Source organism: Streptomyces sp. NBC_00209 (assembly GCF_045206345.1).
Classification (GTDB): Bacteria; Actinomycetota; Actinomycetes; order Streptomycetales; family Streptomycetaceae; genus Streptomyces.
Genome location: NZ_CP108121.1, coordinates 2,316,805 through 2,335,328, shown reverse-complemented (window position 1 = coordinate 2,335,328; position 18,524 = coordinate 2,316,805). Strand labels below are relative to the sequence as shown.

17 protein-coding genes are annotated in these 18,524 nt (G+C 69.8%); 12 read left to right on the top strand and 5 right to left on the bottom strand.

The genetic code is table 11. The features are described from left to right. Positions 1-611: 611 nt before the first annotated feature. The 9 genes from OG867_RS10080 to OG867_RS10040 all read left to right on the top strand — a co-directional run bounded on the left by OG867_RS10080 (position 612) and on the right by OG867_RS10040 (position 7,989). Positions 612-863 carry a type II toxin-antitoxin system VapB family antitoxin gene (locus OG867_RS10080; RefSeq protein WP_148020499.1) on the top strand — a complete coding sequence of 84 codons (252 nt, stop codon included), beginning with the start codon at positions 612-614 and terminating at the stop codon, positions 861-863. Continuing rightward, positions 860-1,276, top strand: a complete 417-nt coding sequence (locus OG867_RS10075) for a PIN domain nuclease (protein WP_406284387.1) — start codon at positions 860-862, stop codon at positions 1,274-1,276. The genes OG867_RS10080 and OG867_RS10075 overlap by 4 nt, the downstream gene beginning before the upstream one ends. Before the next feature lie 457 nt (positions 1,277-1,733). After that, positions 1,734-2,126 carry a DUF3224 domain-containing protein gene (locus OG867_RS10070; protein WP_328902083.1) on the top strand — a complete coding sequence of 131 codons (393 nt, stop codon included), beginning with the start codon at positions 1,734-1,736 and terminating at the stop codon, positions 2,124-2,126. Positions 2,127-2,159: 33 nt separating this feature from the next. Next, on the top strand, positions 2,160-2,441 hold the full coding sequence (locus OG867_RS10065; RefSeq protein WP_406284385.1) for a phosphopantetheine-binding protein: 282 nt from the start codon (positions 2,160-2,162) through the stop codon (positions 2,439-2,441). Beyond that, a complete protein-coding gene (locus OG867_RS10060; protein WP_406284383.1) occupies positions 2,438-3,727 on the top strand; it encodes a beta-ketoacyl synthase N-terminal-like domain-containing protein in 1,290 nt (429 codons plus the stop codon). The genes OG867_RS10065 and OG867_RS10060 overlap by 4 nt, the downstream gene beginning before the upstream one ends. Positions 3,728-3,748: 21 nt before the next feature. Further along, positions 3,749-4,579 (top strand): 4'-phosphopantetheinyl transferase family protein, encoded by an 831-nt coding sequence (locus tag OG867_RS10055; protein ID WP_406284381.1) that lies wholly within the window; start codon positions 3,749-3,751, stop codon positions 4,577-4,579. 37 nt (positions 4,580-4,616) lie between these two features. After that, on the top strand, positions 4,617-6,023 hold the full coding sequence (gene cysS / locus OG867_RS10050; protein WP_406284379.1) for a cysteine--tRNA ligase: 1,407 nt from the start codon (positions 4,617-4,619) through the stop codon (positions 6,021-6,023). 102 nt (positions 6,024-6,125) lie between these two features. Then, the gene (locus tag OG867_RS10045; protein WP_406284377.1) at positions 6,126-6,824 is read left to right on the top strand and encodes a Crp/Fnr family transcriptional regulator; all 699 of its coding nucleotides are present in this window, start codon (positions 6,126-6,128) and stop codon (positions 6,822-6,824) included. Positions 6,825-6,837: 13 nt separating this feature from the next. Then, entirely contained in the window at positions 6,838-7,989 is a 1,152-nt protein-coding gene (locus OG867_RS10040) for a winged helix DNA-binding domain-containing protein (protein ID WP_406284375.1), read from the top strand. Between the two features lie 54 nt (positions 7,990-8,043). Here the strand turns inward: OG867_RS10040 and OG867_RS10035 are convergent, their stop codons facing one another. The 5 genes from OG867_RS10035 to OG867_RS10015 all read right to left on the bottom strand — a co-directional run bounded on the left by OG867_RS10035 (position 8,044) and on the right by OG867_RS10015 (position 14,502). Then, positions 8,044-9,741, bottom strand: a complete 1,698-nt coding sequence (locus OG867_RS10035; RefSeq protein WP_406284373.1) for an ABC transporter ATP-binding protein — start codon at positions 9,739-9,741, stop codon at positions 8,044-8,046. Beyond that, entirely contained in the window at positions 9,738-10,637 is a 900-nt protein-coding gene (locus OG867_RS10030; protein WP_406284371.1) for an ABC transporter permease, read from the bottom strand. The genes OG867_RS10035 and OG867_RS10030 overlap by 4 nt, the downstream gene beginning before the upstream one ends. Further along, entirely contained in the window at positions 10,634-11,590 is a 957-nt protein-coding gene (locus tag OG867_RS10025; protein WP_328902092.1) for an ABC transporter permease, read from the bottom strand. The genes OG867_RS10030 and OG867_RS10025 overlap by 4 nt, the downstream gene beginning before the upstream one ends. Continuing rightward, positions 11,587-13,122, bottom strand: coding sequence for an ABC transporter substrate-binding protein (locus tag OG867_RS10020; protein WP_406284369.1), 1,536 nt, complete (start codon positions 13,120-13,122; stop codon positions 11,587-11,589). The genes OG867_RS10025 and OG867_RS10020 overlap by 4 nt, the downstream gene beginning before the upstream one ends. Before the next feature lie 111 nt (positions 13,123-13,233). Next, positions 13,234-14,502 (bottom strand): cytochrome P450, encoded by a 1,269-nt coding sequence (locus OG867_RS10015; protein WP_406284367.1) that lies wholly within the window; start codon positions 14,500-14,502, stop codon positions 13,234-13,236. 379 nt (positions 14,503-14,881) lie between these two features. Here OG867_RS10015 and OG867_RS10010 point away from each other — a divergent pair, with 379 nt between their 5' ends. The 3 genes from OG867_RS10010 (at position 14,882) to OG867_RS10000 (ending at position 18,523) form a co-directional block, all read left to right on the top strand. Beyond that, positions 14,882-16,273, top strand: coding sequence for a cation:proton antiporter (locus OG867_RS10010; RefSeq protein WP_406284365.1), 1,392 nt, complete (start codon positions 14,882-14,884; stop codon positions 16,271-16,273). A gap of 70 nt (positions 16,274-16,343) precedes the next feature. Next, positions 16,344-17,294: a DUF6039 family protein gene (locus OG867_RS10005; RefSeq protein WP_328902096.1), complete on the top strand. Its 951-nt coding sequence runs from the start codon at positions 16,344-16,346 to the stop codon at positions 17,292-17,294. Continuing rightward, positions 17,291-18,523 (top strand): hydroxymethylglutaryl-CoA synthase, encoded by a 1,233-nt coding sequence (locus OG867_RS10000; protein ID WP_328902097.1) that lies wholly within the window; start codon positions 17,291-17,293, stop codon positions 18,521-18,523. The genes OG867_RS10005 and OG867_RS10000 overlap by 4 nt, the downstream gene beginning before the upstream one ends. The last annotated feature ends 1 nt before the right edge of the window (position 18,524 follow it).

Genomic DNA, 18,524 nt, shown 5'->3' with positions numbered 1-18,524 from the left:
GTGCCTTGTCGCGTATCCCGTGCTGGGATGGTGCTGGGATGCGCCAGCATTTCCGCAGGTCACAGCCTTGTGGTGGAGTTTCGCTTCAACGTGTAGCGGGCGACACACCACCACGTCGCTGATCTGGCAAACATGCAGTTCAGGAAGGGTTCGACTCTTCGGAGTCGGGCCCTTGGCGCTTTTCCGGTGCTGGGTTACCTGACTCCTCGACACCTGTCGTCATCCCTGGTCATTCGTACCGTGCTGGGTTTGCGCTGAGACGCGGATGCGCCGCCGGTGCCAGGTTCCACACTGATGAGCCCTCCCGAGACCACGAGCCGATCGTCGCGGGGAGCGCGGCCTGCCGTATCCGGGTTCGTTCCTGCCGGCTTCCAGTGTCTTGCGGAGTGCCGCTCCGGCAACATGTCGTCGATTCGTTCGCCGAGTCCCAGGTCAGGGTGTTCGTACAGGGTCGTCCCGAGTTGCTCGCCGATCGGAAAGCTGATCAACCAGTCCAGGTCGTGCGCCCGGCTCCGATCGAGGCACCCTCGACGCGCTCCAGCATTTTGATGCCATTTCTTACTCCCAATTGATATCGTTGTTGGAGCGTCGAGCTGTGAAGGGGACAACTGATGGCCAGGACTGTGATCGATCTGGACGAGGAGATCGTCGAGCAGGCGATGCGGGTGTATGGGGCGAGGACGAAGGCCGCCGCGGTGCGGGCGGCCATGGAGGAGGGGGTGAGGCTGCGGCTGCGCCGGGAGCTGTTCGATGCCATTGACGATGGTGAGTTTGATGACGTGTTTGCGGAGATCCGGTCGCAGACGGGGCCGCGGAACCCGGACGGCTCGCTCAAGCGCGAAGACGGGGCTTCTGCGGCGTGAAAGGGCGCTACCTCATCGACAAGTCCGCGCTGGCCCGCCGGGGCAGTCCGGCAGTGCGGGCGCGGCTGGATGTACTGGACCGCGATGGACTCCTGGCAGTGTGCGCGCCGACCGAGTATGAGGTTCTGTACTCGGCGCGTGGAAAGCCCGAGGCGCTGCGCCTGCGTACCCTGCTCCGTGGTTTCGACTACTTGCCCTGCAACGACGAGGAGTTCGAGCAGGCGCTCGCGATCCAGGCGCTGGCGCTGAACGCCGGCTTTCACCGGGCGTTGTCGCTGGCCGACGTCCTCATCGCGGCAACCGCAGAACGGCATGGGGTCACGGTCCTGCACTACGACGGCGACTTCGACATGATCGCCTCGGTGAGCGGGGTGCAAGCCGAGTGGGTCGTGGAGCCCGGCACCGCCGACTGACCGGGAACGCCGCATTGCCGTGCCGGCGAGTGCCGCGAAGAAATAGGGAGATGCTGAATCGCTGGACATTCGTGAACGGTGGATCCTGAGCGTCAAGGGCCAGGCGGACCCCTTCTTGCGGGTCCATCGAGGGGCGCCCGGCCTGCATGGTGCTGGGATAGAACGCCCGTGCTGGGATGCCCCTCTCAGGAACTGAGTATCCGCAGGTGGGAGCTCTGTGCTACGGATTCCGCTTCAACGTGTAGCGGCTGCCCCGGCGTCACGTCGCTGATCCGGCGCATACGCAGGTCGGTAAGGGCCCGGCTCCTCGGAGTCGGGCCCTTGGCGTTTTTCCGTGTGGGGAGGTGCGCGGGCGTGCTCACTTTTGACTGTGGCGGTTCGGTGTCGACCGGGATACTCGACGCGGCCGGGGGTTCCCGGTGCGGGTTTTGCGTTGCTTCACACTCTGGAGAGTTTCATGCCTCAGGCAGTCGGCACCTTTGAGACGGAATGGGACGAGCGTGTGCACGACGAGGAGGAAGGGGTGTCGCGGTTCAGTGCCACCGTGAGCAAGGTCTTCCGCGGTGACCTCGACGGCACCGCTTCCCTCCAGGTGCTGCGCACGGTGGGCCAGGTGCGGACGTCGGCCGGGTACGTGGCGATGGAGCGGGTCAATGCCACGCTCCACGGCCGGAGCGGGACCTTCGTTCTGCAGCACAACGGGACGATGTCGGGCGGGAAGTTCGCCCTGAGTGTGGTCATGGTCCCGGACTCCGGAACGGGGGAACTCAAGGGACTGGCCGGCGAGATGGTGATCGTGAATGCCGATGGGAAGCACTCGTATGCGTTCGACTACACCCTCGCGGACTGACCTCCGGTCTGCCTCGCGAGCTAGGAGTTTCGCGTGACTGAATCCGAGATTTTCGCCGCTCTGACCCGGAACCTGGTCGATGTACTGCCCGATCTGCTGGGCGTGCACATCACACCCGACCTCACGATGAGGGAGCTCGGGGCCAACTCCATCGACCGCATGGACGTGTTGATCGGTACTCAGGAAACGCTCGGCGTGCAGGTTCCGGTGAGCGGGTTCGGAGCCGCCCAGGAACTGGGGGCGCTGGTGGCGGTCTTCGCCGAGTACATGCAGGTGTCGGCGGATCCATCGGCAGGCGCAGGCCGACCGGCATGAACGTGGCCATCAGCGGGGCCGCCGTGCTCACCCCGCTCGCCGAGGAGCTCGACACCTTCCTGGCCGCGCTGCTCGAAGGCCGCAGTGCGGTGTCCGTGGGCGGTGCCGACGGGGCCGGGGAGACCGAGCGGTCGTTGCCCATGGCGCGGCTCGGTGAGTTCAGGGCGGCCGAGTGGGCGCTGCGGCATCTCGACGGTCTGCCGCGGACCGTGGCGTCTCTGCGCCACGTCGTGGGGCGGGCGGCGGCGCCGGCACAGACCGCGGCCTGCGTGGCGCTGAAGGCCGTACTCGACGCCGGACTGCCGATGGCCGAGGACCGCGGAGACGACCGGCGTTTCTGGGGCCGCCGTGCCGCCGTGCTCGTCGCGGGCAGCCAGCTCGCCCTGGCGCACCAGGCGAAGACGGCGCTCGCTCATCACCGGGCGCCTGCCGGACTCCGCGCCTCGTACGCGCTGACGCACATGGACGTCGATGTCATCGGCGCGGTCAGCGAACTCCTCGGTGTGCGCGGCGAGGGCTGTGTCGTCGGTGGAGCCTCTGCCAGCGGATCACTGGCCCTGATCCACGGGGCGCGGATGGTGTCCGCCGGCTGGGCGGACCATGTGGTCGTCGTGGCGCCCGTGGCCGAGCTCTCCGCTGTCGAGGTGGAGGCGTTCCGCCGCAGTGGAGCCCTGGCGCATGAGGGGTTCCCGGACGCTCCCGAGCGCATGTGCAGGCCGTTCGACGAGGAGCGCAGAGGCTTCGTCCGCGGAGAGGGGGCCGCCGCGGTGGTCCTCGAACCGGCGCGGGCCGTGCGGGCCAGGGGCGGAGAGGTGAAGGCCGAGATCATCGGTCACGGACAGCGGCTGGACGCACGCCGGGGCACCGCGCCCAGCTCGGCGGGTCAAGTCAAAGCCATGCAGACCGCGTTGGCATCCGCGGGGCTGCGGCCCGACGAGGTGGACTATGTGAACGCGCATGGGACGGGCTCGGTGCTCGGGGACGAGACGGAGGCCGCCTCGCTGCTCGAAGTCTTCGGTGAGGCGACGGGTGTGAGCAGGCCGGCCATCAATTCCAGCAAACCCCTGATCGGGCACTGCCTGTCCGCGGCAGGGCTCCTTGAGGCGGTGGCCACCGTGCTGCAGATGAGGGCGGGCGTCTGCCATCCGAACCCCAATCTGGACAAGCCGTTCGAACCCCGGCTGCCACTGGTCGGCCGGACGCGTGAACGGCGGCCGCTGCGTACGGCGCTCAGCAACAGTTTCGCTTTCGGCGGGATCAACGCGTCCCTTGCGTTTCGCGCATAGCCATGGTGTGGAGGCATCCTCGTGACCGAAGCTCGATATGGCTCCATCGGCTCGGAGTTGAGTGCGGTGCAGGTCTGGGTCTGCAACAACGAAGACCTTCCGATGGCCTTTGCGGAGACGCTTGCCTGTCATTGGCTGGATGAGGAGGAACGGCATACGGCGAGCCGGTTCATCTTCGACCGGGACCGTGACCAGTATCTGGTGGCGCATGCGTTTGTGCGCCGCGTCCTCAGTCTTGAACTCGGATTTCCGGAATCCGAGTTGCGTATCAGGCGTACGGCGAAAGGCCGCCCGTTCCTCGACGGGGAGGACGCGGTCGCCCGCCGTTCCCGTATGCGTCCCGACTTCAACCTCTCGCACACCCGGGGCGTGAACGCGGTCGCCGTCGGCTACGGGAGACGTGTCGGCATCGATGTCGAACGGGTCGACCGCACGTCGAGAAGCCGGCTCGACCTGTTCTCGGGAGTGTTCTCCGATCGTGAGCAGCGCTGGCTCGGCGCACTGCCGGAGGAACGCCGGCCGCACGCCCTGCTCCGGCTGTGGACGTTGAAAGAGGCATACACCAAGGCACGCGGGCTCGGCATGAGTCTTCCCTTCGACTCCTTCGATTTCAATTTGTCCGCGGAGCGCGGCGTCCTCGAATTCAGGCCGCCGCCCTGTGACGAGTCGGGGCTGTGGCAGTTCGTGGAGCTGCAACCCTCCCCGAGGGCGCTCGTGGCCCTGGCGATCGATGTGAGCGGAGGTGTTCCGGCCCGAAAGATCGAGATACGGCACGGGTTCCCCTGGAAATCACCGGACCCCGTGGTTGTGACGATGCCGCAGTCCTTGGTCGTCGCCGAAGAGCACTACTGACCGCAGTCGCACAGTCCTTGCCGACATGGGAGAAGGCGTGACCATTCGTCTGTACGACACCGGCGCCCGGCAGATCCGCGACTTCGTCCCGCTCACGCCGGGCCGCGTCTCGATCTACCTGTGTGGCGCGACGGTGCAGGCCGCCCCGCACATCGGGCACATCAGGTCGGGGCTGAACTTCGACATCCTGCGCCGCTGGTTCACGTACCGCGGCTATGACGTGACCTTCGTCCGCAATGTCACGGACATCGACGACAAGATCATCGCGAAGGCGGCCGAGCAGGGCCGGCCGTGGTGGTCGATCGGGTACGAGAACGAGCGGGCCTTCAACGACGGGTACCACGCCCTCGGCTGCCTGCCGCCCACGTACGAACCGCGCGCGACCGGGCATGTCACCGAGATGGTCGAGATGATGCGCGGCCTCATCGAGCGCGGGCACGCCTACGAGGCGCACGGCAACGTCTACTTCGACGTGCGCTCGTACGACGGCTATCTGCAGCTGTCCCGCCAGGAGCTGGACCAGCTGAGGCAGCCGTCCGGCGACGGTGAGACGGGGAAGCGGGACCCGCGTGACTTCGCGTTGTGGAAGGCGACCAGGTCGGGCGGCCCCGACTGGGAGACGCCGTGGGGCCGTGGCCGTCCCGGCTGGCACCTGGAGTGCTCGGCGATGGCCCACAAGTACCTGGGCTCCGCCTTCGACATCCACGGCGGCGGGCTCGACCTGATCTTCCCGCATCACGAGAACGAGATCGCCCAGGCCAAGGCGTTCGGCGACGACTTCGCGGGCTACTGGCTGCACAACGCCTGGGTGACCATGGCGAACGAGAAGATGTCCAAGTCCCTCGGCAACTCGGTGCTCGTCAGCGAGATGACGCGGCGCCGGCGGCCCGTCGTGCTGCGCTACTACCTGGGCACCCCGCACTACCGGTCCATGATCGAGTACAGCGAGGAGGCCCTGCGTGAGGCCGATTCCGCGTTCGCGCGGATCGAGGGCTTCGTCCAGCGGGCCACCGATTACGCCGGACGGCCGGTCACGCCCGCCGAGGTGCCGGCCGCGTTCGCCGCGGCCATGGACGACGACCTCGGGGTGCCCCAGGCGCTCGCCGTCGTGCACACCACCGTCCGGCAGGGCAACAGCGCGCTCGCGGCCGACGACAAGGAAGCCGCGGTGGCCCGCCTCGCCGAGGTGCGCGCCATGCTCGGTGTCCTCGGCCTCGACCCGCTCGACGCGCACTGGGCGGGCCGGGGCGACCGCGGCGAGACGGTGGCCGGAAAGAGCGAGCACGGAGTGGCCGACACGCTCGTACGGCTGGTCCTTCAGCAGCGCGAGGCGGCCCGGGCCCGCAAGGACTGGGCCGCCGCCGACGCCGTCCGCGACCAGCTCAGCCGGTCCGGGCTCGTGATCGAGGACAGCCCGGACGGGCCGCGCTGGCACTTCGGCTGACCGCGCCCGCGGAGCGGAGTACAGGAAGACCTCGCCAGAACTAAAGGTCGAGCTGGCTCAATGTCTTATGCCAGAAGTCATCGGCCGACAATGGGGGGCACCGTGTCCGCAGCGAGAACCCGTTCGGATCGGGTCGCACACGTGGTGGGGTCCGCAACGCAAAGGTCGCTGGAATCAGTGCTCCTCGATATGGCCCTGGCGTCACCGGATGTACAGGTCCCGGTGCGCGACAACATCTACAACTGCGGTGACCACGACGAGTCCATCTACTTCCTGGTACGGGGCATGGTCAAATCGATGGCGTGGTCGCGCGGCGGTAAGCGATGCATGCTCGCGATCCACTCCCGCGGTGAATTCTTCGGCGAAGTCGGCCTGCTGGGCACTCCGCGTCCGGACACGGCGATCGCGATGAAGCCCAGCGTGGTGCGCAGGGTTCCCAAGGCACGGCTGATCGCCTCGCTGCGGGGCGGTGACGTCTTCGACGACTTCAGCCTCCGGCTGATCGGGCGGATCGCGGAGCGGCAGCGGGTCATCATCAACATGGCCACCATGAAGTGCGAGAACCGCCTCGCCGTCACGCTTCTCGAACTCGCCCGGAAGATGGGCACCAGGCAGGAGCGCGGCCTGGTCATGGAATGCATCACGCACGAGGACCTCGGCCTGATGATCGGCACCACCCGGTCCCGTATCGGGTTTTTCCTGAAGACGTTCCGGGACACGGGCCTTGTCGACCTCAACGGGGATGGCACGATGGTGATTCATGAGCGCAGGATGCTTGCGTATCTGGCTCAGGAAGTCTGACCGGGGAGATGGCGTGTCCGAAAGTAAAGTGACGAACCGCGAGCTCAATCGCACCTTGCTCGCCCGACAGGGGCTCCTCGCCCGATGGGAGCGGCGGTCCGTCACCGACGCCGTCGAGGCGATGGGTGCCATCCAGTCACAGAACTGGGCGGCCGTGCCGGTCGCCCTGTGGTCACGGCTCGCGGAGTTCGACGCGGAGGACCTCTACGGGGCCCTGCGGGACGGCCGGCTGGTCACCGGAACGCTTCTGCGCCGCACCCTGCACACGGTCACGGCGCGGCAGCATCCCGAGTACGCCGCCGCCGCGGAGGCTTTCGGCGCGCTCGACTGGCGCCGGACCAAGGCGCCGTTGGCGCCGGAGGCGGCCGTGCGGCTGCGGTCCGCGCTGGCGGAGTTCGCCGCCGGCGCCCGTAGCGGGGCCGAGCTCGCGGAGTTCCTCGACAAGTGGGTCGCCGGGAACCCCGGCGTGCTGGACGAGCAGGAGGTGGCGGCGCAGCGCGCCAAGGAGTGGCGGCCGGTCCGTACCACCTGCGACCTGGTGCGGGTGCCCGCGGACGGCCGTACGTGGAGTACGACGCCCCAGTACCAGCGGGCCGCGCCCTGCCCGTCCTTCGAGCCGGACGCGCCCGACACCGACTCCGCCCAGCAGACGCTGGTGCGCCGGCACCTGGCGGCCTTCGGTCCCGCGGGCATCGATGACCTGGCCTACTGGCTGGGAGCGAAGGTCACGCAGCTGCGGCCCGTCCTCAAGCAGCTCGGCGACGAACTGCGCCTCTACGAGGACGAGTCGGGCCGCACGCTGTACGACCTGGCGGAGCTCGACACCACGCCCGGCAGGACGGCCGCACCGGTACGGCTGCTTCCTGCGTTCGACAGCACGCTGCTCGCGTACGCGCCGACCCGGCGGGAGCGCATCCTGCCGGCCGCGTACCGGGACCTCGTCTACGTCAAGGCGAATCTGCAGGTGAAGCCCACGATCCTGATCGATGGGCTGGTCGCGGGCACCTGGGAGGCACGGGCCACACGCAAGGAGGCGGTTCTCACGGTCCGGCTGTTCGCGGAGCCGACGGCGAAGCACCGTGCCGGGCTGGCCGAGGAGTGCGAGGCGCTTGCCCGCTTCACGTACCCGGATGCCGCGACGCACACCGTGGAGATGGCGGGCTGACGAGCCCGGACGGCGGGTGGTGCGGGGAGAGTCCTCTCCCCGCACCACCCGCCGTCAACTCACGGCCAGGGTAGAGGCGTCGGGCTCCGTCCGGTCGCCGCGCTCCCGCTCGGCAGCCGTCAGCAAGGACTGCGTCCAGGGGTGTTGCGGTGACGTCAGGATGTCGCTCACCAGCCCCTGCTCGCAGGTGCGCCCCTCATGGAGGACGAGCGCCCGGTCCGCGGCGGAGGCGAGAACCCCCAGGTCGTGGGTGATCAGCACGATACCGAGGCCCAGTCCCCTGCGCAGTTCCGTCAGCAGTTCGAGAATGGCCGCCTGGACCCGTACATCCAGACTCGACGTCATCTCGTCGCAGATCAGCACCTCGGGGTTCACCGTGAGCGCGCGGGCGATCGAGACCCGCTGCCGCTGACCGCCGGACAGCTCGTGCGGATGGCGCCCGGCGAGCGCCGGGTCGAGTTCCACCTGGGTGAGCAGTTCCCTCATCCGCTCGGCCGCCGCCGGGGGCTCCATGCCGAGCAGGCGGACCAACGGGTTCAGCAGCGTACTGCCCACCGTACGGCGGGGGTTGAGTGAGCCGCTGGAGTCCTGGGGCACCAGCTGGATGCGCCGGCGCAGCTCCGGTGAGCGGTTCCGCAGCGCCGTCGGAAGCACGTCGCCCTCCAGTGACACCGTGCCCGCATCGGGGACGTGGACGCCGGTGAGACACCGTGCGATGGTGCTCTTGCCGCTGCCGGAGACCCCGAGCAGCGCCACGGATTCGCCGCGGTGGACCTCGAAGGAGACGCCGGACACCACCTGGCGGCGCTGCTTGCCGCGCCCGTGCCCCGCGCCCAGGCCGGTGACCCGCAACAGGGGCGTGGTGGAGGCCGGGACGGGGGAGCGGGGCGCCGCACCTTCGCGGGTGACGCCTTCCAGGGACGGCGTCGCCCGGATGAGCTCGCGGGTGTAGGCGGCCGCCGGGTGGTCCAGTGTGCCGGGCAGGGGACCCTGTTCCACGATCCGGCCCTGGCGCATCACGACGAGCCGGTCGGCGGTCCCCGCCACCGACAGGTCATGGGTGATGAGGACGAGGGCCAGGTCGCGCGCGCGGGCCAGGCGGTCGATCTGTTCCATGACCGCCTGTCGGGCATGGACGTCGAGCCCCGTGGTCGGTTCGTCCAGGACGAGGACGTCGGGCATCGAGGAGGTGCTGCGTGCCAGGGCGAGCCGCTGCTGCTGTCCGCCCGACAGCTGGTGCGGAAAGCGGCGCTGGAAGGGCGCGTCGCCGGGCAGGGCGACCTCGGCGAGGCGGCGTGACACCTCGGCCGTCGAGGACGTGGCGGACAGCTCGGTGAGCTGTCCGCGTACGCGCAGAGTGGCGGTGAGCGCGGTGGCGGGGTCCTGCGGGAGGTAGGAGACGACCCGGCGACGGTGCCGGCGCAGGGCGGTGCCGCGCAGGGCCAGCGCGTCCTGGCCGTCGACCAGGACGTGCCCGGCGGTGGCCCGCAGACCCGGTCGCAGGGCGCCGAGGAGGGCGAGCGCGAGCGTGGTCTTGCCGGATCCGGACTCGCCGACGATGCACACCCTTTCCCCTCGGCGCACGGCGAGGGAGACGGCGTCGAGGACGGGCGGCCCGCCGGGGGCGGCGATGGTGAGCCCGGACACCTCGATCAGCGCTGAGCGGTCCGCCGGCGGTTCGTCAGGCGACCCGGCGGACATCGCGACGGCCTGTTCGGCGGGCGGCGCGGGGCGGGAGCGTGTGGTCTTCAATGTCCGATCCTTGCTGAGAGGCGGTCCAGGAGACGGTTGGCCGAGACGGTCAGCGCACTCAGGAGGACAGCGGGAGCCAGTACTCCCCAGGGGTTCAGCGAGATCCCCTGCATGTTCTGGCTGATCATCGCCCCCCAGTGGGGAGCCGCACTGCCGAACCCGAGGAAGCCCGCCGACGCGGTCAGGGTGATGGCGATCGCGAGACGGGTGCCGGCGTCCGCGAGTACGGGCCGCACGATGTTGGGCAGCACGTCCCGCAGCAGTACGGACGCGGTGCTCTCGCCGAGCCCGACGGCCTGTTCGACGTACGCGTTCTGTCTGAGCTGGGCGGTCGAGGCAGCCGCCACCCGGGCCACGAACGGGACGCCGACCACGGCCACGACCGTGGTCAGGGTGAGGGGCGAGTTGCCCCAGCCGTTGAGGAGCACCAGGAGGACGAGGACCGGAGGCAGCGCCAGGAACAGGGTGTTGAGCTGAGCGACCGCCGTCTCCAGGCGGCCCCCGAGATACCCCGCGAGCATGCCCAGCAACGTACCGAGCACAGCGGTGAGCACGGTCGCGATCACCGGTACGAGGACCAGCTCGCGGCCGCCCGCGAGCAGCCGGGCGGCCACATCACGGCCGGACTCGTCGGCGCCGAGCAGCAGACCGGCCCGCGCGGCCGCGTACGGTTCGGCGGTGATCCGCTCGGGGTCGGGTCCGACCACCCACGGACCGACCACCGCCACCAGGCCGACGAGGAGGCCGGGCAGCATGCCGAAGGCGGCCAGGACGCGGCGCAGCGGCCCTCGGGGCCGCGGAGCCGGGCCCTCGTGGGACGTACGGGATCCCGCCCCGGGGCGCTCGGCGGGGGTACGGGGGCGCGTCCCCGGGGTGTCCTGCGTGGAAGACTTCATACCGCGGCCGTCCTCAGTCTGGGCGTGGCGAGCAGAGCGATGACGTCGGCCGTGGCCAGAGCCAGGATGATGACGCCGCCGAGCAGCAGGCCGACCCCTTCGAGCACCGGTGTGTCGTGGTGGCGCACCGCGCCGACGAGCACCCCGGAGAGTCCGGGATACGAGAACACCTGCTCCACCACGGCCGTGCCCCCGAACAGGCCGCTGACGAGCCAGGCGAACGCGTGGGCGCACGGCGGCACCACGGCCGGCAGCAGATGCCTGCGCAGGACGACGCCCTCCGGCAGCCCGGCCAGGCGCGCCGCTTCCACCGAGGGCAGGGAGTCGGCGTCCATCACGGTGGAGCGCACCAGGCGGGCGGCCCAGGCGATGGCGAAGACCGAGAGTGCCGCGACGGGCAGGACCAGGTCCTCCGGCCGGTCCCAGACCCGGCCGCCGATCGGCGGCATCACCACCGACGGCAGCAGGCCGAGCAGGGAGCTGAACACCAGGGCCAGCAGGCTCGCGGTGACGAACTGCGGGATGGACACCAGCGTCACCGAGGTGCCCGAGAGCACCCGGTCGGTCCGCGAGCCGGGCCGCAGTCCGGAGAGCGTGCCGAGGACGAGCGCCAGAGGCACCGCGATCGCCGCCGCGAGGAGGACGAGCAGGGACGTCTCCATGAACGGCTGGGACACCAGCTCGGTGACCGGCTGCCGGCTGAACATGCTCGTGCCCAGGTCCCCCTGGACAGCCGCGAGGAGCCACTTGGCCCACCGCATCGCCCAGGGCTGGTCGAGGCCCCACTCGGAGTGCAGGGCCGCGATCTGTTCGGGGGTGGTGTTCGGGCCGAGCGCCGCGGCGGCCGCATCGCCCGGCAGCACCTCCGAACCGGCGAACAGCAGGAAGGAGACGGCGAGGAACAACGCGCAGGCCGCGAGCAGCCGCCGTACCGCGAACCGGGCGATGGTCATGAGGTCGTGGCGCGGTCGAACATGGCCGCCGACTGGTTGACGTACACACCCTCGATGCCCTTGCGCGCGGCGTCCGGCTGCTCCTGGAACCCCCAGAGGACGTCGCCGCCGTTGTCGTAGAACTCCATCTGCAGGGCGTCGAACGCCTTCGCGCGGGCGTCGTCATCGGTGGTGGTCTGGGCGATCGCGAGCCGGCGCCACCAGCCCTTGCCGGTGCCGGTGACATTGAACGGGGCCTTCTGGTGGGTGACCGTCGCCAGGTGCACCGAGGCCGGACGGTTGATGTAGTAGAAAGCCTGGAAGGGGTGGGTGGCCAGGGACGTGAGGTCCGCGTAGTACGAATCGGCGGGCACCTCGTCGAGAGTCAGCTTCACGCCGGCCTCGGCGAGCTGCTGGGCGAACAGCCGGCTCGCGCTGAGCATGCCGGGCACGATCTCGGAGGTGCGCAACGTCAGTTCGCTCACCCCCGCCTCCTTGAACAGGCGGCGCGCCTCGGCCACATCGCGCTTGCGCGGCGCGATGCCGGGGGCGTATCCCGGCAGGTCCTTGCCGATGACGTCGTCCGCGGTGGTTCCGAGCCCGAGCAGCGACTTGGCGACCAGCGCCTCACGGTCCGCGGAGAGCCGCACCGCACGCCGCACCCGCGGGTCGTCGAAGGGGGCGAGCCGCTGGTTCATGGCGAAGGACAGGCCGTTGGCGTTGGCCACGCCCGTGCGCACGATGCTCAGCGCCCGGTTGGCGCGCTCGGCGCGCGCCGAGGCCGCACCGATGCCCACGGCGTAGTCGACCTGGCCGCTCTTGACGGCGTTGAGCCGGGCCGTGGGGTCGGCGATCCGGCTGATCTCCAGGGTCTGGATGGTGGGCTTGGTGCCCCAGTAGTCCGGGTTGGCGACCAGCCGCACGGTGCGCTCGTCGCTGGTGCTCAGCTTGTACGGGCCCGAGCCGATCGCCTTGGCGAAGTCCTTGGTCCCGTCGGGGAAGACCACGGAGAACACCACGAGCGAGCTCTCCTTGAAGTCGCCCCGGGGACGCTTGAGCGGGATCTCCACCGCGTGCTCGTCCACCACCTTGATGGCGGCGGTGTCGACGTCCGCGTAGACCGATGCGCGGTTGCTCGGCGGGGTGGCGAGGGTCTTGATGCTGTACGCGACGTCGGCGGCCCGGACCGGGCGGCCGTCGTGGAAGGTGGCGTTCTTGCGCAGCCGTACGGTCCAGCGGGTGGCGTCGCCGTTCGGCTCGACGGACTCGGCGAGGCTGTAGGCGTAGCTGCCGTCCTTGAGGACCATGAGCGAGTCGTAGACGTGGCGCAGGGCGATGAGGCTGGCGCCGATGCTGCTGGAGCGCGGGTCGAGCCCGCTGCTGTTGGTGGCGTCCGCCGCGGCGACGCGCAGCAGCGAGGTGGTCTTCGCGCTGCTGCTCTTCGCGTCGTCGGACCGGCCGCAGCTCACCAGCGCGCCGGTGCCCATGGCGGCACCGACGGCGGCGCCGAACTGCAGAACGCGGCGGCGGTTGTATTCCGGGTTCCTGGTCATGAGTCGAGTTCCTCCGTAGTGGATCGGCGGTGCGTCGGGGCGTGGGGGACCGTCGGTACGCGCCGCCGTATGTCTGGGAAGCCGTGGGGGTACGGCAGGGGGTGCGGGGGCTCAGGGCTGAGGAGTGAACGAAACCGGCAGGGCGGTGAGACCGCGCATGATCCGGGTGGGGCGCCAGCTCAGCTCCTCGGCGGGGCAGCCGAGTGCGATGTCGGGCAGCCGGCGCAGGAGCGCGCCCACGGCGACCTGGCCTTCGAGGCGGGCGAGCGGCGCCCCGACGCAGTGGTGGATGCCGTGGCCGAAGGCCAGGTGGGGGTTGTGGGTGCGTGCCACATCGAGCTCGTCGGGCCGTTCGAACTCCGTACCGTCACGGTGCGCCGAGGCGATGGCCGCGGTGACCACCGAGCCCGCGGGCACGATCGTTCCGGCGATCTCGATGTCCTCGACCGCGACACGCATCGTGGACAGTTCCACCGGAGGGTCGTAGCGCAGGAACTCGTCCACGGCCGTCGGCAGCAGCTCCGGCTTGTTCCTGAGCAGCTCCAGCTGGTCCGGATGCGTGAACAGCGCGAGCATCCCGTTGTTGATCAGGTTGACGGTGGGCTCCTGGCCGGCGCTGAGCAGCAGCATCGCGGTGGAGATCAGCTCGGTCTCGGACAGCCGGTCCTGCGCGTCGTGGGCCGCGATCAGTCCGCTGAGCACGTCCGGCTGGACCGCGGCGTCGTCCGGTTCACCGAGTGCGGCGCGCTTCTCGGCGAGCAGCTCGGTGAAGAACCGCCGCATCAGGGCGTAGCCCTCCTGCGGGCCCATGGTGTTCCCGTCCACCTGGTCGGGCGCGGTCAGCATCGCGGTGGCCCACACCCGGAAGTCCTTGCGGCGCTCCGGCGGGACCCCGAGCATCTCGCAGATGACCGCGACGGACAGCGGATGGGAGAAGTCCTCCACGAGGTCCGCCTCGCCGCGTTCCGCGATCCTGTCGATGAGCTCGTCGGCGATCTCCTCCACCCGCGGCCGAAGTTCCTCCACCCGGCGCATGGTGAACGCCTTGCCGACCAGGCGGCGCAGCCGGGTGTGGTCCGGCGGATCGGTGTTGAGCAGGTGGTAGAGGTAGTCGGCCTTGTCGTCCTTGTCACTGGTGACGTATCCGGCGCTGCGGAGCTTCTCGTAGGCCCGCTTGGGGTCCTTGGAGAGCCGCTCGTCGGTGAACGCGTCGCGCGCCTGCTCATAGGTGAGGATCAGCCAGCGCTCCAGGCCGTTGGGCTCCTTGATCTGCTGCACCACGGTCCGCTCACGCATCTCGGCGTACAGCGCATACGGATCGACACGGGGGCCCGTGGGCAGGACGGGCGGTTCGTCGGCGCTCTGCGGGGACTGCGTCATCTGTGTCTCCAATCGGTGGCAGACCCGTCGGGCCGGAACACACGGGCCGTGCTCGGTGGCGGGCCGGGAGGCGGCGCCGGCATGAGGCGCGCAACCGGATGCGGGCGCGATAAACGTTCGAGCGCTGTTCGGGTGCTCGATGGTCCGGTGCTCGCCACCCGGGCGTCTGCTCCAAATTGAGCACCGACCCGCACGGGCCCGCACTGCGGAGGGGGCAGGGCAGGCAGAGGTGGACGGGGCAGGGCGGGCGGAGGCGTAGAGGCTGCTCACTTTTGGCTGGTGGTGAGCCGCCGGGCGGGTCATGCTCCGCTGGCCCTTGCCCACCGCTCGCTCTCCCCCAGGGGAGGACCGCGGGTGCCGAACGGGAGAAGAGACAATCATGAGTCTTGCGCTCGTCGCCCCACCTCCTCTGAGCTCTCATCAACTCCTGTTGTTCCTCGTGCAGCTGGCGCTGCTTCTGGTGCTCGCGCTGACGCTCGGGCGGCTCGCGCTGCGCTGCGGTCTGCCGGCCGTGGTCGGTGAGCTGCTCACCGGTGTCCTGCTCGGTCCCACGGTCCTCGGCGCGCTCGCACCCTCCGTCGCCGGGGCGCTGCTGCCCGTCGACGCGGAGCAGATGCATCTCCTCGACGCGGTCGGCCAGTTGGGGGTCCTGCTGCTGGTCGCGGTCGCCGGCGCGCACCTGGACACGGGGCTGCTGCGGCGGCGCCGGGCCCGTGTCGCGAGCATCGGGCTGACCGGTCTGCTGGTGCCGCTCGGACTCGGGGTGGCCGCCGGATTCCTGATGCCTGAGGAGCTTCTGGTCGATCGGGTCGACCGCACGACCTTCGCGCTCTTCCTGGGTGTCGCCCTCTCCGTGAGCGCGATACCCGTCATCGCCAAGACCCTCTCCGACATGAAGCTGCTCCACCGGGACGTCGGGCAGCTGACCCTGGCCTCGGCCGCCTTGGACGACTGCGCCGCCTGGTTCATGCTGTCGGTGGTCTCCGCCATGTCGGTCGGCGGCCTGCGGGCCGGTTCCGTCGCCCTCGCCCTGGTCTCCCTCGTCGGCTTCACGCTGGTGGTGCTGATCCTCGGCCGGCCGGTGATCTCGGCGCTGCTGCGCCGTACCGCACGCTCCCCGGAGGCCATGCCGACCACGGCCGTGGTGGTCGCGCTGGTCCTGGTGTGCGCCGCGGCCAGTCAGGCCCTGGAACTGGAGCCGCTGCTCGGGGCGTTCCTCGTGGGCGTGCTGATCGGAAGGCCCGGTGTGGTGGACCCGGCCCGCCTCGCGCCGCTGCGCACCGTCGTGCTCGGGGTGCTCGCCCCGCTCTTCCTCGCCCTCGCCGGGCTGCGGATCGACCTGACCGCGCTGGTCGACCGGCAGGTACTCCTCTTCGGTGGGGCGACCCTGCTGGTCGCGGTGGTGGGCAAGTTCGCGGGCGCCTACCTGGGCGCGCGGCTCAGCCGCATGTCGCACTGGGAGGGGCTTGCCATCGGGGCCGGCATGAACTCCCGCGGGGTGGTGGAGGTGGTCCTCGCCACAGCGGGTGTCCGGCTCGGCATCCTGAGCACTGCCATGTACACGGTGATCGTTCTCATCGCGGTCTGCACCTCGGTCATGGCACCTCCGCTGCTGCGCTGGTCCATGCGGAGGGTGGAGCACGGGGCCGAGGAGCGGCTGCGTGAGGAACGGCTGACGACCTGGTCCCTGGGGGCCGCTCCGGCGGAGGAGACACCCGCCGCGAACGGCGGTCCGGGCAGGGAGCGGCGGGCCGGGACCGCGCAGAAATGAGCAGAAGCGGCAGCCGCGCGCCTTTAGCGTGACCGCACCGCACCGTGAACTCCGAGAACTGGGAGTGAGTATGTCCGTATCTCTGGAAACCGAAATACCTGGAACGGGAAGCATTCCCACCGCCCTCAGGCCGCCCAGGGACCAGACCTCCGTTCCGGAGGAGCACCTTCTGAACTCGGCGAACGCGGGGTTCCTCATCCACCGGGTCGGGCAGCTGAAAAATGAATTCCGTGACGAGGGACTCGAGTTCTCCTCGGAACTCGTGGAGCTGATCAACTCCAAGCAGGCCGGATACATCTCCATCTTCCACTTCGAGGAGCTCTTCGGTACCCACAACCGCCTGCACTGGCTGCTGCACCTCAAGCGCCCGGACGACTACGCCCGCATGCTCGACATGGTCGACCACAACGACACCTGGCGCGATGTCTCGCAGCGCAACCGCCTGCCGCGCAAGGGAGGCGGAAACTGGGAGCGGATGTTCGTCGAGGGCAGCATGTCCGAGACGATCATCTGTCCTCAGCACGGTCTGAGCGCCCACGACGACACCGACCACGACGAGGACCACGAGCACGCGGGCGACACCTTCCAGCCCGCCGCCCTGCACCAGACGACACTCCCTCCCGAGCGGCTCCTCAACTCGGTCAACTCCGCACTGACCGTGCACCGCACCTTCCGTGTGCCGTACGCGCTGCGCGAGGAGGCCCGGGTCTTCGCCTTCGAGTGGTGCGGCTACGTCAACCAGGCACTGGAGGGCCGGATGACGGCCTTCCTGTACGAGGAGATGTGGGGCCGGCAGGACACCCTGCACCTCCTTCTGCACGCCACCTCGCTCGACTCGTACCACCGGCTGCTCGACATGGAGCGCAACGACCGGGGGCTGCGTGCCCTGCGCGACTCGCAGCGACTGCCGGAGGCCGCGGGGGGAGCCGTCTGGCACAGCACCCTCATCGAGGGCAGCCAGCGGGACACCCTGTGGGTCCCCGTGCACCGGAGCGCGAAGGCCGAGGGGACCGCGCCGTGAGCGCCGGGATCGAGGCCATCAACCTCTACACCGGGCGGGCGGTGATCGAAGCGCGGACGCTGTTCGAGGCGCGCGGCCTCGACACTTCCAGGTTCGCCAACCTGATGATGCGCCAGAAGTCGGTGAACCTGCCCTGCGAGGACCCCGTCACCAACGCCGTCAACGCGGCCAAGCCGCTGGTGGACGCCCTCACGCCGCAGGAGCGCGACAGCATCGAGGCGGTCGTCGTGGGCACGGAGTCCGGCCTCGACTTCGGCAAACCGCTGAGCGCGTACGTGCACGACCAGCTCGGCCTGTCCAAACGCTGCCGGTCCTTCGAGGTCAAGCACGCCTGCTACGGGGGCACCGCGGCCCTGCGCACCGGGCTCGGCCTGCTCGCGTCCTCGGCCGTCCCCGAGGCCAAGGCGCTGGTGATCGCCGCCGATGCCGGTGGCGAGGTCACGGACATGCCGTACTGGGAGCCCTCGCACGGAGCCGGGGCCGTGGCCATGCTGCTCGGCGGCGATCCCGCGGTGCTCGCGCTCGACCACGGGGCGGTGGGTCTGCACAGCTTCGAGGTGATGGACACCTGCCGGCCGCGCGCCGACCTCGCGGCGGGCGACTCCGACGTGTCGCTGCTCGCCTATCTGGAGTGCCTGGAGTCCACGTTCGCCGACTACCGGGAGCGGGTCGAGGGAGTGGACCTGCTGACCACCTTCGACTTCCTGGCCTTTCACACCCCCTTCGCGGGCATGGTCAAGGGAGCCCACCGCCAGCTCCTGCGCAAGGTGGCCAAGTCCGCCCCGGACCGGATCGAAGAGGACTTCACACGACGTCTCGCGCCCTCGCTGGAGTGGTGCGCCCGCATGGGCAACACCTATTCCGCCGGTCTCTACGTCGCACTGTGCTCGCTCATCGAGCACGGCGACTTCACCGAGCCCCGCAGGGTCGGCCTCTTCTCGTACGGCTCCGGGTGCACCTCCGAGTTCTTCAGCGGGATCGTCACGCACCGGGCGCAGGAGCGGCTCGCCGAGGCGAAGACCGGCGCCGCCCTCGACGCACGGCTGCCGCTCACCTTCGGGCAGTACGAGACCCTCGCCGGCCACACCCGGCTCGCCATGGCAGGGGTGCGCGACCAGGTCTTCGACCACGCCCCGTACCGGGACGTCTACGACGGGGCACTCGCCGGCCGGGGGCTCCTCGTACTCGACCGGATCGAAGGCTTCCACCGCAGCTACCGATGGAGTTGAC

Coding starts and splice junctions, on each gene's coding strand:
- OG867_RS10060 (WP_406284383.1), top strand. CDS start 2,438: ATGAACGTGGCCATCAGCGGGGCCGCCGTGCTCACCCCGCTCGCCGAG.
- OG867_RS10070 (WP_328902083.1), top strand. CDS start 1,734: ATGCCTCAGGCAGTCGGCACCTTTGAGACGGAATGGGACGAGCGTGTG.
- OG867_RS10015 (WP_406284367.1), bottom strand. CDS start 14,502: ATGACGCAGTCCCCGCAGAGCGCCGACGAACCGCCCGTCCTGCCCACG.
- OG867_RS10030 (WP_406284371.1), bottom strand. CDS start 10,637: ATGAAGTCTTCCACGCAGGACACCCCGGGGACGCGCCCCCGTACCCCC.
- OG867_RS10025 (WP_328902092.1), bottom strand. CDS start 11,590: ATGACCATCGCCCGGTTCGCGGTACGGCGGCTGCTCGCGGCCTGCGCG.
- OG867_RS10010 (WP_406284365.1), top strand. CDS start 14,882: ATGAGTCTTGCGCTCGTCGCCCCACCTCCTCTGAGCTCTCATCAACTC.
- OG867_RS10005 (WP_328902096.1), top strand. CDS start 16,344: ATGTCCGTATCTCTGGAAACCGAAATACCTGGAACGGGAAGCATTCCC.
- OG867_RS10080 (WP_148020499.1), top strand. CDS start 612: ATGGCCAGGACTGTGATCGATCTGGACGAGGAGATCGTCGAGCAGGCG.
- OG867_RS10020 (WP_406284369.1), bottom strand. CDS start 13,122: ATGACCAGGAACCCGGAATACAACCGCCGCCGCGTTCTGCAGTTCGGC.